This window comes from Lysobacter sp. H23M47 (assembly GCF_015209765.1).
In the GTDB taxonomy this organism is placed as follows: domain Bacteria; phylum Pseudomonadota; class Gammaproteobacteria; order Xanthomonadales; family Xanthomonadaceae; genus Novilysobacter; species Novilysobacter avium.
On the sequence record NZ_CP063658.1, the window covers coordinates 2,368,912 to 2,384,266 of the forward strand.

Consider the following 15,355-nt stretch of genomic DNA (forward strand, 5'->3'; position numbering starts at 1 on the left):
CGGCTCAGATCCACAGCGGCACGAAGCGGGCGTAGCGACGATAGACGAGCGTGGCCAGCAGCAGACCGAGGACAGTCATCACACCCACGTAGTAAAAAGTGATCGGTTCCACCGGATTGCCCATGATCGGGGCGCGGAACAATGCAACGAAGTGGTAGAACGGGTTGAAGCGCATCAGCTGGCCGCGGATACCATCGGCCGGCATCAGTTCCGGATACCAGATGATCGGTGTCAGCAGGAACAGGAAGATCGAGGTGTGACTGAGCAACTGACCGAAGTCTGAAAAACGTGCGCCGATCAGCGAGAACACCACGCTGATCCACAATCCGTTGACATAGATCAGGCCGACGACAAGTGGCGCGACGGCCAAACCACGCAGCGATACGTCCCCAAACAGGAACAGTGCTACGAGCGTAACCGGGATATACATGCAGAAATCGAAGAACGACTTGGCCAGCGACTGCAGCAGATAGTCGGTCAGGCGCATGTGCCCGTCCATGATGAACGACTGGCTCGCGACCAGCACGTTGGCGCTGCCGATCACCGATGACATCAAGGTCCGGAACACCATCGCACCCAACGCGACGTGGACGGCAAACGCCGGGATCGTTCGTCCCTGCATGCTCGCGAAGAACGAGCCCAGACCGAACACGTAGATGATCGCCGGCGCCATCAGCCACAGCATGCCGAAGCGTGACTTGCGCGCACGCACGAGGATATCCAGCCAACTGGAGAGCGCCCAGAATTCCGGGTTGCGCAGACTCTCGCGCAGATCGCGCCAGAAATTGTTGGTCGCCGCCGAACGCGTTGAGGTCGAAGTCGACACCATCTCCTGCGTCGCGGTCACGACAAGGCCCGCTCCAGATCTTTCCGCAGATCCTCAACCGCCTCCACCCCAACACTCAAGCGCACAAGATTGTCGGTAATCCCCAGCGCCGCCCGCCTTTCCGCCGGCACCGACGCGTGGGTCATGATCGCCGGGTGGTTCACCAGGCTTTCCACACCGCCCAAGGACTCGGCCAGCGCAAACAGTTTGGTGCGCTCGCAGAAACGGTTCGCCGCTTCGGCACCGCCCTTCAGGTAAATACTGACCATGCCGCCAAATCCGTCCATCTGACGCGCGGCCAGACCATGTTGCGGATGCGACTCCAGGCCCGGGTACAGAACCTTCTCCACCGCCGGGTGGCCTTCCAGCCATTCCGCCAGCCCCTGCGCATTCTCACAATGCGCTTTCATGCGCAGATGCAGGGTCTTCAGTCCCCTCAGCGCGAGGAAGCTGTCGAACGGACCCTGCACGGCGCCGGTGGCGTTCTGCAGAAATGCCACCTGCTCAGCCAGCTCGGTGTTATCGCCAACCACCACGATGCCACCGACGATGTCGGAGTGGCCATTGAGGTACTTGGTGGCCGAGTGGACGACGATGTCCGCACCCAGCTCCAACGGCCGCTGCAGGATCGGCGAGCAGAAGGTGTTGTCGACCACGACGATCAGGCCGTGTTTGTGCGCGATCTCTGCGATGCGGGCGATGTCGACCAGCTTCAGCAACGGGTTGGTCGGCGTCTCGATCCAGACCATTTTGGTCTCGGGCCGGATCGCGGCCTCGAAAACGGCGGCATCGGTGAGGTCCACCCAGCTGAAATCCAGCCCGGCACTGCGGCGGCGCACGCGCTCGAACAGGCGGTAGGTTCCGCCGTAGACATCGTCCATCGCGATGACGTGGCTGCCACTGTCGAGCAGCTCCAGCACGGTCGAGCTCGCGGCGGAGCCGGACGCAAACGCGAACCCGCGCGTTCCGCTTTCCAGCGCGGCCACGCAGCGCTCGTAAGCGAAACGGGTCGGGTTGTGGCTGCGCGAGTACTCGAAGCCCTGATGCACGCCCGGGCTGGTCTGCACGTAGGTGGAGGTCGCGTAGATCGGCGTCATCACCGCGCCGGTACTGGGATCCGGCGACTGCCCCGCATGTATGGCGAGAGTGCCCAGGCCCGGCTTTCGGCCAGCGCCATCGGAATTGTCACTGCTCATTGTAGGCACTCCCATAACCGCGACGAATCAGCCGGCAAGTTTATCACCGTCGGCTGAAGAGTCCCTCACCGCCGTCCGCTATCGTCACCTGGAAAATCCGCATCGCGACGGGCGCGCGCGGACGACCAAGCGGCGCGCCTCGACCGCGTTCCTGCCCTACTCCACCCGCCTGCGCAAATGGTTCAGCAAGTCAATCCGTGTGATCAGTCCCAAGAAACTGTCGCCATCCACGATCACCGCCACATGCCCGCGCTCGAACACCGGCAGGAGCGCCTCGACCGCCGCGCCCTTGTCGATCTTCTCGACCTTGCCCACCATCGCCGTCGATACCGGGTCGCGGAACCCGGCTTCATCGCCGTACACGTGCAGCAGCAGATCGGACTCGTCGATGATGCCGACCAGCTGGTCGCCGTCCATCACCGGCAACTGGCTGACGTCGTAGAGCTTCATGCGCTGGTAGGCGGTGACCAGCAGGTCGTCGGGGCCGATGACCACGGTGTCGCGGCGCGAGAACGGGCGCAGGATGAGGTCGCGCAGGTCGCCGTGGCGCTCGGCTTCCAGGAAGCCGTTGTCGAGCATCCAGTAGTCGTTGTACATCTTTGACAGGTATTTGTTGCCGGTGTCGCAGACGAACACCAGCACACGCTTGGGCACTGTCTGCGCCGCGCAGTATTTCAGCGCCGCGGCCAGCAGGGTGCCGGTGGAGGATCCGCCCAGGATGCCCTCCTTCTCCAGCAGCATGCGCGCGGTCAGGAAGCTCTCCTTGTCGCTGATGGCGTAGGCCTGCTTGACGCGGCTGAAGTCGGAGATCGACGGCAGGAAATCCTCGCCGATTCCTTCCACCATCCAGCTGGCGGACTTGTCGCTGAGCGTGCCCTCGTTGATGTACTCGGTCAGGATCGAGCCCACCGGGTCGGCCAGGATCAACTCGGTGTGTGGGGATTTTTCCGCGAAGCAGCGCGACAGGCCGGTCATGGTGCCGGAGCTGCCGCAGCCGAACACGATCGCGTCCAGACCGCCGACTTCCGCCATCTGGGCGAGGATCTCAGGGCCGGTGACCTGCTCGTGCGCGGCCGGGTTGTCCGGGTTGCCGAACTGGTTAATGAAAAACGCGCCGGGCGTCTCGCTGGCGATGCGCGCGGCGAGGTCCTGGTAGTAGTCGGGGTGGCCCTTGGCGACGTCGGAGCGGGTCAGCACCACCTGCGCACCCATCGCCTTGAGGTTGAAGATTTTTTCCCGGCTCATCTTGTCCGGAACAACGAGCACCAGTTTGTAGCCCTTCTGCTGGGCGACCAGCGCCAGGCCGATGCCGGTGTTGCCCGCCGTGCCTTCCACAAGGGTGTCGCCGGGAGCGATATCGCCGCGCGTCTCGGCGGCCTCGATCATCTTGAGGCCGATGCGGTCCTTGATCGAGCCACCGGGGTTCTGGGATTCCAGCTTGAAATACAGTTCGCACACACCGGTATCGAGGTGTTGCGCCTTGACGATCGGCGTGTTGCCGATCAGGTCTAGTACGGAGCTGGCAATTTGCATGCAGGTAACGGGCTTCTGGCGCCGCAATCGCGGCTGACCCGGGGATTCTAAGGGATGCCGGCACCGGCGGCCGGGTACGCGGCAGCCGGCGTCGGCAGCGCAGCGCGGCTCAGGTGCCCTGGGCGGCGTACATCCTGACCAACTGGTCCTTGGCCGCGAGCTTCTCGCGCTTCATCTGTGCCAGCGTGGTGGGGTCGATCGGCAGCACGCCCAATTCGGCGTCCATCACCTTCTTGTCGAGCTTCTTGTGGCGCTGGTACAGCTGCTTGAACTCGCGGTTGGAATCGATCAGGGCATCGATCTCGGGCTGGGATTGATCATCGAACATTGAAGCCTCCTTCAGCACAGGGGAACCGCCGGGCGGGAATCGACCGCCCGGTGATTCGACCCTACTCCGCACGTCCGGCAGCGGCAATATGCGTTGGTCGGGCCGAGGGCGCGCCCGAGGCAAAGGGCTGACAAGAGCCTTGTCCCCGCACGCTATGCGGACTTAAACCGCTGACAACCAACGATTTATTGACAAAACGCCCGGGACGCCGTGGCGCGACTACTTCTTCTTGGGCTTCTCGTCGGGCTTGCCGCCCATCAGCTCGGCTTCCTGACGGGCCAGTTCGGCCTCGCGCGCCCTTGCAGCTTTCAGGCGGGCCGCCTGGGCGCCGGCGACATCCTTCAACGCCGTCTCCACATCGGCCATGGCGTCGGCATCGCTCAGGGACTGCATACGCAGGCGCTCGGCCTCCTCGGCCCGGACCTGGGCCTCGATGCGCAGGCGCTCGGCTTCGGCGCGCGCGGCGGCGGCATCGCGGCGACTGGCTTCCAGCAGCAGCTCGGTGCGCTCCCGGTCCAACTCGCGCAACTGCTGCTGCATCGCTGCCGTCTCCGCGGCAGCCTCGGCGATCTGCACCCGGCGGTCGGCAACGTAGTACGCCGCCTCGTATTGACTCTGGCGGGCGTTGGCCAGCGCATCCACGGCGTTGCGCGCCTGCAGTCGCTCAAACGACGCGGCATTGGCGTAGTCCGGATTGGCATCCAGTGCGACCAGCTTGCGCCCCAGTGCCTCGACGCCGGCATCGGTGCGGCTTTGCGCGTGGGCGGGGACGATGGACGCGGCCAGCAGCAGCCCGATCGCCAGGCAACGGATATCCGTGGAAATCCTCATCGGCTGCTCCCTCCCTCGAAGCGGTCGCGCAGTTCGCGCACTTCGCGTCGTCGCTGGGCCAGCTCGGCGGCGGTCTTGGCGTTGGCGCTCAGTGCGATCGCCAGATCGGCATCGGCGCTGGCGGCATTGGCGAGCGCGCGCGCTGCGTCATTGCGACCTTCTGACATCGCCACCTGGGCCCGCCCCAGGCCATCGCGTGCCGACGCAAGCTGCTCGCTCGCGTACTGGTCCGCGTCCAGGTCGGTCGCCCTGGAAACGGCCTGTCGCGCATCGGCCAGCTCATTGGTCGGCGGCGGCAGCGTGGCGCATGCGCCGAGCACGCAAGCGAGAACTGTGCACGCGAGCAGGCTGCGGAATTGTGAGAAGCTTGTGAGCATATGGGGAGCCGTGGCGGAGGTGTATCGCCCGGCCATTGTGGGCAATCCGGCGTCAAGGTTGCAATGACGGCGTCCGGTCAACGGGGAGTGGGCGCATGGACATCGGCTATTTCTTGAAGCTGATGACGGAGAAGAACGCGTCGGACATGTTCTTGAGCACCGGCGCGCCGGTGTACATCAAGATCGAGGGCCGGCTGCATCCGTTGGGAAATACCGGCCTGCCGCCCGGCATGGTCAAGAAGATCGCCTACTCGCTGATGGGCGACGGCCAGGTGCCGCAGTTCGAGCGCGAGCTGGAACTCAACATGGCCTATTCGCTGTCCGATGCGGGTCGCTTCCGCATCAACGTGTTCAAGCAGCGCGGCGAGGTCGGCATGGTGATCCGCGCGATCCGCAGCGTGATCCCGTCGATCGAGGAACTGCAGCTGCCGCAGGTGCTCAAGAACATCATCCTGGAGCCACGCGGCCTGGTCCTGATCGTCGGCTCCACCGGCTCGGGCAAGTCGACCACGCTGGCCTCGATGATCGACCACCGCAACAGCAGCGTCTCCGGGCACATCCTCACCATCGAGGATCCGATCGAGTACCTCCACCGGCACAAGCGCTCGCTGGTCAACCAGCGTGAGGTCGGTCTGGACACCCACGCCTTCGGCAGCGCGCTGAAAAACGCGATGCGTGAAGCACCCGACGTGATCCTGATTGGCGAGATCCTGGACCAGTCGACGATGGAGGCGGCGATCGCCTTCGCCGAGACCGGTCATCTGTGCCTGGCCACGCTGCACTCCAACAACGCCGACCAGACGATCGAGCGCATCCTCAATTTCTTCCCCGAGGCGGCGCACAAGAACGTGCTGATGAACCTGTCGCTGAACATGAAGGCGGTGATTTCCCAGCGCCTGGTGGTCGGCGTGGACGGCCGCCGCGTGCCCGCCGCCGAGGTTCTGATCAACACGCCACACATCCGCGACCTGATCCGGCGTGGCCGGATCCACGAGATCAAGCAGGCGATGGAGGAGTCGCTGGAGGAAGGCATCGAATCCTTCGACCAGTGCCTGTTCCGGATGCAGAAGGAAGGCAAGATCGATATCGACGAGGCGTTGCGCGCGGCCGACTCACGCGACGGGCTGGCGCTGAAGTTCCGCCTCTCCGAAGGGGCCGATGCCGAGCACGACCAGTATGCGTCGGTGTTCTGAGCCGAGCCGGCCCCGCTGGGAGCGCCAGGCGGGCTGACCTTCTCAGTCGGAAGCGGGCTCCGGCGCAGGCGCGTCGGGCTGGTTTTCCGGCCGTGCCGCGTCGAACTCGGGCAGCGCCAGGCAGGCCTGCTCGACCCGGACCAGGGTGGGATACGGCGTCAGGTCCACCGCAAATCGGCGCGCGTTGTACATCTGCGGTATCAGGCAGCAATCGGCCAGGCCGGGGATGTCGCCTTCACAGAAAACGCCGGTGGACGGGTGGTCGTTGAGCATCGTCTCGATCGCCGCGAAGCCCTCGGCCACCCAGTGCCTGACCCACTCCTCGCGCTCGGGCTGGGGCACGCTCCAGGTGCGGTCGAAATACTGCAGCACGCGCAGGTTGTTGAGCGGATGGATGTCGCAGGCGAGCACCTGGGCGATCGCTCGCGCACGCTGCCGGTCCCGGCTGGCCGCGGGCAGCAGCGGCGGCGACGGCCAAGTCTCGTCAAGGTACTCCAGGATCGCCACCGACTGCCGCATCACCCGGTCCCCGTGCATCAGCACCGGCACCAGTTCCTGCGGATTGAGCTGGCGATAGGCCTCCATGTGCTGTTGGCCGCCGTCCCGGACCAGGTGCACCGGCACGGTCCTGTAGGGCAGCCCCTTCAGGTTCAAACCGATCCGGACGCGGTACGCCGCGCTGGAACGCCAGTACGAATACAGCGTCAACTGCTCGGACATGCCTCTCTCCTGGGCGTGCGCGTGATCAGCCGTCGTGGCGTTCGATGCGCTGCTCGATGGCGCCAAAGATGCTGGCTCCCTCGCTGTCCAGCATCTCGATACGGACGGTGTCACCGAAGGACATGAACGGGGTGCTGGGCTTGCCGTCGCGCAGCGCCTCCACCGTGCGCAGCTCGGCAAAGCACGATGCGCCCAGGGACGTGTCCTCGTTGGCGATGGTGCCCGAGCCGACGATCGTTCCCGCCGACAGCGGGCGGGTGCGGGCGGCATGCGCGACCAGTTGGGCGAAGTTGAATTGCATGTCGACACCCGCCTCGGGCGCGCCGAACCATCTGCCGTTGACGTGGGTGAGCATGGGAAGGTGCAGCTTGGTGTCGCGCCAGGCATCGCCCAGTTCGTCGGGAGTGACGAACACCGGGCTCAGCGCGGAACGCGGCTTGGCCTGCAGGAAGCCGAAACCCTTGGCCAGCTCCCCCGGAATCAGGTTGCGCAGCGACACGTCATTGACCAGGCCCACCAGCTGGATGTGGCCGGCAGCAGATTCGGCGGACACCGCCATCGGCACGTCGTCGGTGATGACCACCAGCTCGGCCTCCAGGTCGATGCCGAATTCCTCGCTGCCCACCCGCACCGGATCCCGTGGCCCCATGAAGCCGGCACTGACCGCCTGGTACATCAAGGGGTCGGTGTAGAAGCTCTCCGGCACCTCGGCGCCGCGTGCGCGGCGGACGCGCTCGACGTGCGGCAGGTAGGCGCTGCCGTCCAGGAATTCGTAGGCGCGCGGCAGTGGCGCGGCAAGGCTCGCCACGTCCAGGTCGAACGCGCCCTCGGCGTTGCCGGCATTGAGGGACTCGTACAAGGTGTTCAGCCGCGGCGCGATGTTGCTCCAGTCCTCCAGCGCGCGCTGCAGGATGTCGGCGATGCCGGTGGCGCGGACCGCCCGTGTCAGGTCGCGCGAAACCACCACCAGCGTGCCGTCGCGGCCGCCTTCCTTGAGGGAACCAAGCTTCATCGGGAACTCCTTATAACGGCGCCGCGGCGCGATGGTTTCAATTGTAACCGCTTGCGCGCAGGCAACAAAAAACCCGCCACGTGGGCGGGTTCTTTGTTGTATGGCAGCCCCGGATGGATTCGAACCACCGAATGCCTGAGTCAGAGTCAGGTGCCTTACCGCTTGGCGACGGGGCTATAAAGCGGATTGTAACGCAAGGAATCTTAGCGCTTGGAGAACTGGGTCGCGCGGCGTGCCTTGTGCAGACCGACCTTCTTGCGCTCGACTTCGCGGGCGTCGCGGGTCATGAAGCCGGCCTGACGCAGCTCGCTCTTCAGCGACTCGTCGTACTCGACCAGTGCGCGCGAGATACCCAGGCGGATCGCACCGGCCTGGCCGGTGGTGCCGCCGCCGGCAACGGTGACGTTGACGTCGAACTTGTCGGTGGACTTGGTCAGTTCGAGCGGCTGGCGCACGATCATGCGAGCGGTCTCACGACCGAAGAACTCTTCGATGCTGCGCTTGTTGATCGTGATCTTGCCCTCGCCCTTGCGCAGGTACACGCGGGCGGTGGAGGACTTGCGGCGGCCGGTGCCGTAGTTCTGCTGGATTGCCATGTCGTTGACCTTAGAGTTCCAGCAGCTGTGGCTGCTGGGCAGTGTGCGGATGCTCGGAGCCTGCGTAGACCTTGAGCTTGCGGTACATGGCGCGGCCGAGGGGATTCTTCGGCAGCATGCCCTTGACCGCGATCTCGATGACGCGCTCGGGATGGCGCTCAAGCGCCTGGCCCAGGGTCTCGGACTTCAGGTTGCCGATGTAACCGGTGAACCGGTAGTACTTCTTGTCGGCCAGCTTGTTGCCGGTGACCACGATCTTCTCGGCGTTGATGACTACCAGGTAGTCGCCGGTGTCGACGTGCGGGGTGTAGACCGGCTTGTGCTTGCCGCGCAGGCGGTGGGCAAGCTCGGCGGCCAGGCGGCCCAGGGTCTTGCCGGAGGCGTCGACCACGTACCAGTCACGCTGGACGGTCTCGTTCTTGGCGCTAAATGTCTTCATGACTGATCTTCTTGGGTACCTTGCCGGGCTTGTTGCGCCCGTGACCCGCGGAAGGGATACGGCCGGAACTTCGCCACGCGTTGTGGTGAAAGATGCGCTGTGGAGCGTAAAGAGGCGGAATGATAACGGTCGCCGCAATTCAGCGCAAGCCACCGAGCCGCACATGCTAGCATCCGGCAATGCCCGCTGCCAGCCGTCCGCTTGCCTCCGACCCGCTGGTCGCACTGGCTGACCGGTGTGTCCAATGCGGACTGTGTTTGCCGGTATGCCCGACCTACGGCCGCGAGGGGATGGAAGCCGAATCGCCGCGCGGTCGGATAGCCCTGGCGAGGGCGTGGGCACTGGACACGATCGAGCCGGGCCCGCTCGGCGATGCCCATCTGGACCACTGCCTGGGGTGTGGCAACTGCGAGGCCGTCTGCCCGGCCGGGGTGGAGTATGACGCGCTGCTGGTTTCCGCGCGGGGTCGCCAACGCGAGCGGCGTGGTGCGAGCTTGCTTCAAAAGGCGCTGGAAGGCCTCGTGGTCCGGCCCCGGCTGCTGGGCGCACTTGTGGGCCTTTACCGCCGCACCCGCAGCCTCCTTCCTCACCGACTGCAGCTGTTGCCTGCGCCGCCGGCACTCGCAAGCGACGGCATGCTTCCGCTGCGCGATGCAACGGCGGCGCAACCCGCGACGTCGACGCCATCGGCCGCCCTCTTCGTCGGATGCATTGCGGACTCCTACGAGGGTCCGGCCCGGGACGCGCTGACCCGGCTTTGTGCCGCGGCGGGCATTCAACTGGTGATGCCGGACGCGCAGACCTGCTGCGGCGCCCTCCACGCGCACGCCGGCAATCTCGACGGCGCGGCGCGCCTGGCGGCATGCAATCGCGAGGCCTTTGCGGGACACGCGCAGGTTCTCACTCTCGCCAGCGGCTGCCACAAGGCCCTCGCGGGCGCCATCGACGGGGAAACGGTGGATGCGCTCTCGCTGCTGGACGCGCGCAGCGATGAGCTCACTTTCCGGTCAAGACCCGAACGCGTTGCCCTGCACCTGCCCTGCACCCAGCGCAATGCCAGTGGCAGCGTGCCGGCACTGCGTCGCCTGCTGGCACGGATCCCGGAGCTGACGGTGATCGAGATCGATGCCGGCTTCGGCTGTTGCGGCGCCGCGGGCAACCAGATGCTGATCGATCCGGTGCGCGCCGGCGAGTACCGCCAACCCCTGCTGGATCAATTGGCGACCAGTGGTGCGACGCGCCTGCTCAGTGCCAACATCGGCTGTCGCTTGCACCTGGGCAACGGAACGATGCTGCCGGTGCAGCACCCGCTGGAGTTTCTCGCCGAAAGACTGGCCACGCCGGATGCCGCCGACCCGGCACACGGCCGCCCCGGTGCCAGCAGCGCGCGCTAAACTGGCGGCATGCAAACCACCCGCCGCCTCAGCCGGATCGACCGTGTCCTTGACGATGCCCAGCGTGCGCTGGAAACCGTCCTGGGTTCCCCTGCCGCCATGCGCCCCAACCCGGCCGCTGATCGTGCGGATGTCGTGCTGGAGGAAAGCGAGCGGCGCCATGCCGCCGGCCTCATGCGCGTCAACCACGTCGGTGAGGTCTGTGCACAGGCGCTGTACTGCGGTCAGGCTGCAGTGGCTCGCGACCCGTCCACCCGCGCCCATCTGCTGGAGGCCGCGCAGGAGGAGACGGACCACCTGGCCTGGTGCGCCGACCGTCTGGTTGAGTTGGACGACCGTCCCAGCCTGCTCAACCCGCTGTGGTATGGCAGCAGCTTCGCGATCGGTGTCCTGGCCGGCCTGCGCGGCGACGGCTGGAACCTGGGCTTCGTGGTGGAAACCGAGCGTCAGGTCGAGGCGCATATCGACGAAAACCTCGCCTCGCTGCCAGCGGCCGATTCCCGCAGCCGGGCGATCCTGGAGGTGATGAAGGAGGACGAGGCCCGGCATGCGGACAATGCCGAGGCCGCCGGCGCGAGGATCCTGCCGCCGCCAGTGCCGTCCATCATGTCGGCCGCCTCGCGGGTGATGAAGGCGATCGCCTACCGGGTCTGAGCCCGATCAGTCGACCAGGTTGCGCCCGTGGTAGAGCTCTTCGATCTCGCGCTTGAGGCGCGCCTCGATCTTCATCCGCTCCTTGAACGAGAGGTTGCGCGCCTTCTCCTCGAACAGGTACTGGTCCAGGTCGAAGTCCTTCAGGTGCATCTTGGTGTGGAAGATGTTTTCCTGGTAGACGTTCACGTCGAGCATCTCGTAGCGCGACTTGATGTTCTTGGCCAGGTAGTCCTGGATCGAGTTGATGCGGTGGTCGATGTAGTGCTTCTTGCCCTTCACGTCGCGGGTGAAGCCGCGCACGCGGTAGTCCATCACCACGATGTCGGACTCGAGCGTCTCGATCAGGTAGTTGAGCGCCTTCAGCGGTGAGATCACACCGCAGGTCGCCACGTCGATGTCGGCGCGGAAGGTCGCGATGCCGTTGTCGGGGTGCGTTTCCGGATAGGTGTGCACGGTGATGTGCGACTTGTCCATGTGCGCGACCACCGCCTCGGAGATCACGCCCTTGGCATCGGACTTGTCGATCACCGGCTCCTCGGAGATCAGGATCGTCACCGACGCGCCCTGCGGATCGTAGTCCTGGCGGGCGATGTTGAGGATGTTGGCGCCGATGATGTCCGCCACATCCGTCAGGATCTGGGTCAGGCGATCGGCGTTGTATTCCTCGTCGATGTACTCGATGTAGCGCTGCCGCTCCTCTTCGGAGTAGGCAAAACTGACATCGTAGATGTTGAACGAGAGCGCTTTGGTGAGGTTGTTGAACCCCTGCAACCTCAGACGCGGCAACGGCTTGACCACTAGGCTTTATCCGGACAATGACAAGATGCCGGATTATGCGGCAATTGGCCGCGGGTTGAAAACGCGCGTCCAGCGACGGTTCACCGGAAGTGCCCCAGATGGGCAAAGTTTGCCACTCAGCGCCCATTCACCCTAAGCTGGCTGAATCCGAATTTTTTCCTACACGACGCCATCCCGGTGGACCAATTGACTGCTTTGCGCAAATTCAACAGCCCCCTGACGCCTGACGGCCCCACAATCGAACGCTTCCTGGCTCACTGCCACCGTCGTCGCTACCCGACGCGGACGGACGTGTTTCGGCCCGGGGATCCCGCCAGCACGCTGTATTACATCATTTCCGGATCGGTCAGCATCATCGCCGAGGAGGACGAGGACCGCGAGCTGGTGCTGGGCTATTTCGGCCCCGGCGAGTTCGTCGGCGAGCTTGGCCTGTTCGTGGAAAGCGACCAGCGCGAGGTGATCCTGCGCACCCGGACGCCCTGCGAGCTGGCCGAAATCGGCCACGAACGCCTCTACGACCTGATGCTGACGCGTCTGGCCGACGACGCGCCCAAGCTGCTGTATTCGATTGCCTCGCAGATCTCACAGCGCCTGCTCGACACCAGCCGCAAGGCCGGCCGGCTGGCGTTTCTGGACGTCACCGACCGAATCGTCCGCGCGCTGCACGACCTGGCCCGCGAACCCGAAGCGATGAGCCACCCCGACGGCACCCAGTTGCGGGTCTCGCGCCAGGAACTGTCGCGGCTGGTGGGCTGCTCGCGCGAGATGGCCGGGCGGGTCCTGAAGAAGCTCGAAGCGGACGGCAAGCTGCACGCCCGCGGCAAGACCATCGTGCTCTACGGCACGCGCTGAGGCGCGGTTTCGACTGACCCGGGCACCGGTTCGCCGGCCCGACCCGGGCAACCCCAGTTGAGGATCGGCGTGCTCGGCGGCAGCACCTTGCGGAACATCGCGACGTTGGCTTGCTTGGGGTTGACCACGACCGGCCGCTCCGCCGCCAGCAGCAGCGGCAGGTCCGCGCTGCTGTCCGAGTAGGCCACCGCCACCGGTGCGGTGAAGCCGGCCTCGCGCAGCATCGTCATCTTCATCTGGAAGTGGCAGTGGCGCGCCGCCCCCAGCCCGCCAAGGCGCGGCCCGACCAGCGTTCCCACTACCGGCACGTCCTCGTGCGCGACGAAGGCCAGGATCGCGCGTGCCAGTTCGGGCGGCGCACCGGTCGCCACGACGACCTGGTCGCCAGCGAGGCGGTGCTGGTGGAACACCTCCAGCGCCACCGGCAGCAGGCGCGAGCGTATCTGCCGGGCATGCAGGTCGACGTAGCGGTCGATCAGCGAATCCAGTTCGCGCGGACCGTGCAGACCGACGGTACCGGCCCAGACGAACCCGGAGATGCCGACACGCCGGGTCGGCTGGTACGCGACCATCGGCCCGAACAGGGGCGCCAGCAGCAGGGCCAGTGCCGTTCGCCACCAGCGACGCCGGATCATCCAGGCAAACAGGTGGCTGCCCGAATCGCCGTCGTACAGGGTGTGGTCGAAGTCGAACACGACCAGCGGCGGCGTGTGGCCTGCGGCTGGCGGAACGGCCCCGCTCACGCCTGGAACATCCGCCGCAGCGCCGCCCCGGGGTCGGCTTCGCGCATGAAGCTCTCGCCGATCAGGAAGGTATCGATGCCGGCGCCGCGCATTTTCGCGACGTCGTCCCGCGTGGCGATGCCGCTTTCGGTGATCGTGATGCGGTCCGGCGGCACCGCGGCCTTCAGGTCGATGCTGGTCTGCAGCGAGACCTCGAAGGTGCGCAGGTTGCGGTTATTGATGCCGATCAGTTCGCAGTCGGTCTGCAGCGCGCGCTCCAGCTCGTCGATGTCGTGGACCTCCATCAGCACGTCCATGCCCATTTCGTGGGCGAGGTTGGCCATCTCGATCATCGGCCCGTCCTCCAGCGCAGCCACGATCAGCAGGATGCAGTCGGCGCCGATCATCCGCGCCTCGTAGACCTGGTAGGGATCGACGATGAAATCCTTGCGCAGCGCCGGCAGCGAGCACGCCGAGCGTGCCTCGCCCAGGTAGCGGTTGCTGCCCTGGAAGAAATCCACGTCGGTCAGCACCGACAGGCAGGCCGCACCGCCGGCCTCGTAACTGCGCGCGATCGCCGCCGGATCAAAGTCCTTGCGGATCAGTCCCTTGGAGGGGCTCGCCTTCTTGATCTCGGCGATCACCGCCCCTTCGCCGGCCAGGTGCCGCCGCTTCAGTGCATCCACGAAACCGCGCGTGGGCGGCTGCGAGTGGGCGCGCGCGCGGACGCTGTCCATGGTGCGGATCTGGCTGCGCTGGGCGATCTCCTCGTGCTTGCGGGCGAGGATGGTGTCGAGGATGTCACTCATGGTGTGCAACGAACTCCGGAAATGGGGGACATCACGGCTTCGCCAGCGCGCGCGTTGCGGCCACGAACTCGTCCAGCTTGCGCCGCGCCGCGCCGGAGGCGAGCACTTCGCGCGCCAGCGCCACACCCGCAGCGATGGTTTCGGCCACCCCGGCGACGTACAGCGCGGCCCCGGCGTTGAGGGCGACGATGTCCAGCGCCGGGCCGGGCCGGTTGTCGAGCACCTCGGTGAGCATCGCAATCGAGGCCTGCGGGCTGTCCACCCGCAGGTTGCGACTGGCCGACATGGCGATGCCGAAATCCTCCGGATGCAGCTCGTACTCGCGCACCTTGCCGTCACGCAGCTCTCCTACCAGCGAGCCGGCGCCCAGCGACAACTCATCCATGCCGTCACGCCCCCAGACCACCAATGCCCGCTCCGCGCCCATCTTCTGCAGCACGCGGATCTGGATGCCGACCAGGTCCTCGTGGAAGACGCCCATCAGGATGTTCGGCGCACTGGCCGGGTTGGTCAGCGGGCCGAGGATGTTGAACAGGGTGCGCACGCCCATCTCGCGGCGCACCGGCGCCACTACCCTCATCGCCGGGTGGTGCATCGGCGCATACATGAAGCCGATACCGGTGTCGGCGATGCACTGCGCGACCTGTCCGGGCGTCAGCTCGATCGCTGCGCCCAGGGCCTCCAGCGCGTCGGCGCTGCCCGACTTGGACGACACGCTGCGGCCGCCGTGCTTGGCGACCCGGCCGCCCGCCGCGGCAATGACGAAGATGCTGGCGGTGGAAATGTTGAACGTGTTGGCGCCATCGCCGCCGGTACCGACGATATCGACCAGACGGGTGCGATCGGCGACCTCGACGGGAACCGCGAACTCGCGCATCACCTGCGCGGCGCCGGCGATCTCGCCGACGGTTTCCTTCTTCACCCGCAGGCCGGTCATGATCGCGGCGGTCATCAGCGGGCTGACTTCGCCGCGCATGATCATGCGCATCAGCTCGACCATCTCGTCGTGGAAGATCTCGCGGTGTTCGATCGTGCGTTGCAGGGCTTCTTGCGGGGTGATGGGCATTGCTGGCTC

The 15,355-nt window shown here is 65.8% G+C and carries 18 protein-coding genes and 1 tRNA gene; 4 read left to right on the forward strand and 15 right to left on the reverse strand.

Annotated features, from left to right (window positions below; genetic code table 11):
* Window positions 1-4: 4 nt before the first annotated feature.
* The 6 genes from INQ43_RS10730 to INQ43_RS10755 all read right to left on the reverse strand — a co-directional run bounded on the left by INQ43_RS10730 (window position 5) and on the right by INQ43_RS10755 (window position 5,034).
* Entirely contained in the window at window positions 5-847 is an 843-nt protein-coding gene (locus INQ43_RS10730; protein ID WP_194036442.1) for an ABC transporter permease, read from the reverse strand.
* Window positions 844-2,022, reverse strand: a complete 1,179-nt coding sequence (locus tag INQ43_RS10735; protein WP_228062497.1) for a cystathionine gamma-synthase — start codon at window positions 2,020-2,022, stop codon at window positions 844-846. Before INQ43_RS10735 ends, INQ43_RS10730 begins: the two co-directional genes overlap by 4 nt.
* A 156-nt stretch (window positions 2,023-2,178) precedes the next feature.
* Window positions 2,179-3,555, reverse strand: coding sequence for a pyridoxal-phosphate dependent enzyme (locus tag INQ43_RS10740; protein ID WP_194036444.1), 1,377 nt, complete (start codon window positions 3,553-3,555; stop codon window positions 2,179-2,181).
* Between the two features lie 109 nt (window positions 3,556-3,664).
* A complete protein-coding gene (locus INQ43_RS10745; RefSeq protein ID WP_194036445.1) occupies window positions 3,665-3,883 on the reverse strand; it encodes a YdcH family protein in 219 nt (72 codons plus the stop codon).
* Window positions 3,884-4,102: 219 nt separating this feature from the next.
* On the reverse strand, window positions 4,103-4,714 hold the full coding sequence (locus INQ43_RS10750) for a hypothetical protein (protein ID WP_194036446.1): 612 nt from the start codon (window positions 4,712-4,714) through the stop codon (window positions 4,103-4,105).
* The gene (locus tag INQ43_RS10755) at window positions 4,711-5,034 is read right to left on the reverse strand and encodes a DUF4398 domain-containing protein (protein WP_228062498.1); all 324 of its coding nucleotides are present in this window, start codon (window positions 5,032-5,034) and stop codon (window positions 4,711-4,713) included. Before INQ43_RS10755 ends, INQ43_RS10750 begins: the two co-directional genes overlap by 4 nt.
* Before the next feature lie 152 nt (window positions 5,035-5,186).
* On the opposite strand from INQ43_RS10755, the gene INQ43_RS10760 reads away from it, so the two are divergent.
* On the forward strand, window positions 5,187-6,284 hold the full coding sequence (locus INQ43_RS10760; RefSeq protein ID WP_194036448.1) for a PilT/PilU family type 4a pilus ATPase: 1,098 nt from the start codon (window positions 5,187-5,189) through the stop codon (window positions 6,282-6,284).
* A gap of 42 nt (window positions 6,285-6,326) precedes the next feature.
* On the opposite strand, the gene maiA is transcribed toward INQ43_RS10760, so the two are convergent.
* From maiA to rplM, 5 genes are all read right to left on the reverse strand, one after another.
* On the reverse strand, window positions 6,327-7,004 hold the full coding sequence (gene maiA / locus INQ43_RS10765) for a maleylacetoacetate isomerase (RefSeq protein ID WP_194036449.1): 678 nt from the start codon (window positions 7,002-7,004) through the stop codon (window positions 6,327-6,329).
* Between the two features lie 25 nt (window positions 7,005-7,029).
* Complete coding sequence (locus tag INQ43_RS10770) at window positions 7,030-8,016, reverse strand: fumarylacetoacetate hydrolase family protein (RefSeq protein WP_194036450.1); 987 nt, start codon at window positions 8,014-8,016, stop codon at window positions 7,030-7,032.
* Window positions 8,017-8,117: 101 nt separating this feature from the next.
* Window positions 8,118-8,192: transfer RNA gene (locus INQ43_RS10775), tRNA-Gln, on the reverse strand.
* A gap of 27 nt (window positions 8,193-8,219) precedes the next feature.
* A complete protein-coding gene (rpsI, locus tag INQ43_RS10780) occupies window positions 8,220-8,612 on the reverse strand; it encodes a 30S ribosomal protein S9 (protein WP_193984504.1) in 393 nt (130 codons plus the stop codon).
* A 10-nt stretch (window positions 8,613-8,622) separates the two neighbouring features.
* Window positions 8,623-9,051 carry a 50S ribosomal protein L13 gene (rplM, locus tag INQ43_RS10785; protein ID WP_043958007.1) on the reverse strand — a complete coding sequence of 143 codons (429 nt, stop codon included), beginning with the start codon at window positions 9,049-9,051 and terminating at the stop codon, window positions 8,623-8,625.
* Window positions 9,052-9,230: 179 nt separating this feature from the next.
* On the opposite strand from rplM, the gene INQ43_RS10790 reads away from it, so the two are divergent.
* Together INQ43_RS10790 and coq7 are read left to right on the forward strand one after the other, a co-directional pair.
* Window positions 9,231-10,445, forward strand: coding sequence for a (Fe-S)-binding protein (locus tag INQ43_RS10790; protein WP_194036451.1), 1,215 nt, complete (start codon window positions 9,231-9,233; stop codon window positions 10,443-10,445).
* Window positions 10,446-10,454: 9 nt separating this feature from the next.
* The gene (gene coq7, locus INQ43_RS10795) at window positions 10,455-11,099 is read left to right on the forward strand and encodes a 2-polyprenyl-3-methyl-6-methoxy-1,4-benzoquinone monooxygenase (RefSeq protein WP_194034260.1); all 645 of its coding nucleotides are present in this window, start codon (window positions 10,455-10,457) and stop codon (window positions 11,097-11,099) included.
* Window positions 11,100-11,105: 6 nt separating this feature from the next.
* Here coq7 and speD read toward each other — a convergent pair whose 3' ends face one another.
* Complete coding sequence (gene speD / locus INQ43_RS10800) at window positions 11,106-11,897, reverse strand: adenosylmethionine decarboxylase (RefSeq protein ID WP_194034261.1); 792 nt, start codon at window positions 11,895-11,897, stop codon at window positions 11,106-11,108.
* A 186-nt stretch (window positions 11,898-12,083) separates the two neighbouring features.
* On the opposite strand from speD, the gene crp reads away from it, so the two are divergent.
* A complete protein-coding gene (crp, locus tag INQ43_RS10805; RefSeq protein WP_194034262.1) occupies window positions 12,084-12,749 on the forward strand; it encodes a cAMP-activated global transcriptional regulator CRP in 666 nt (221 codons plus the stop codon).
* Here crp and INQ43_RS10810 read toward each other — a convergent pair.
* Genes INQ43_RS10810 through trpD form a run of 3 tightly spaced genes read right to left on the reverse strand, consistent with a single transcriptional unit; the run spans window position 12,734 to window position 15,346 of the window.
* Complete coding sequence (locus tag INQ43_RS10810) at window positions 12,734-13,492, reverse strand: haloacid dehalogenase-like hydrolase (RefSeq protein WP_194036452.1); 759 nt, start codon at window positions 13,490-13,492, stop codon at window positions 12,734-12,736. The two genes, crp and INQ43_RS10810, sit on opposite strands and share 16 nt — an antisense overlap.
* Window positions 13,489-14,280 (reverse strand): indole-3-glycerol phosphate synthase TrpC, encoded by a 792-nt coding sequence (gene trpC, locus INQ43_RS10815; RefSeq protein WP_194036453.1) that lies wholly within the window; start codon window positions 14,278-14,280, stop codon window positions 13,489-13,491. Before trpC ends, INQ43_RS10810 begins: the two co-directional genes overlap by 4 nt.
* A 31-nt stretch (window positions 14,281-14,311) precedes the next feature.
* Window positions 14,312-15,346: an anthranilate phosphoribosyltransferase gene (gene trpD, locus INQ43_RS10820; protein WP_194036454.1), complete on the reverse strand. Its 1,035-nt coding sequence runs from the start codon at window positions 15,344-15,346 to the stop codon at window positions 14,312-14,314.
* Between the last annotated feature and the right edge of the window lie 9 nt (window positions 15,347-15,355).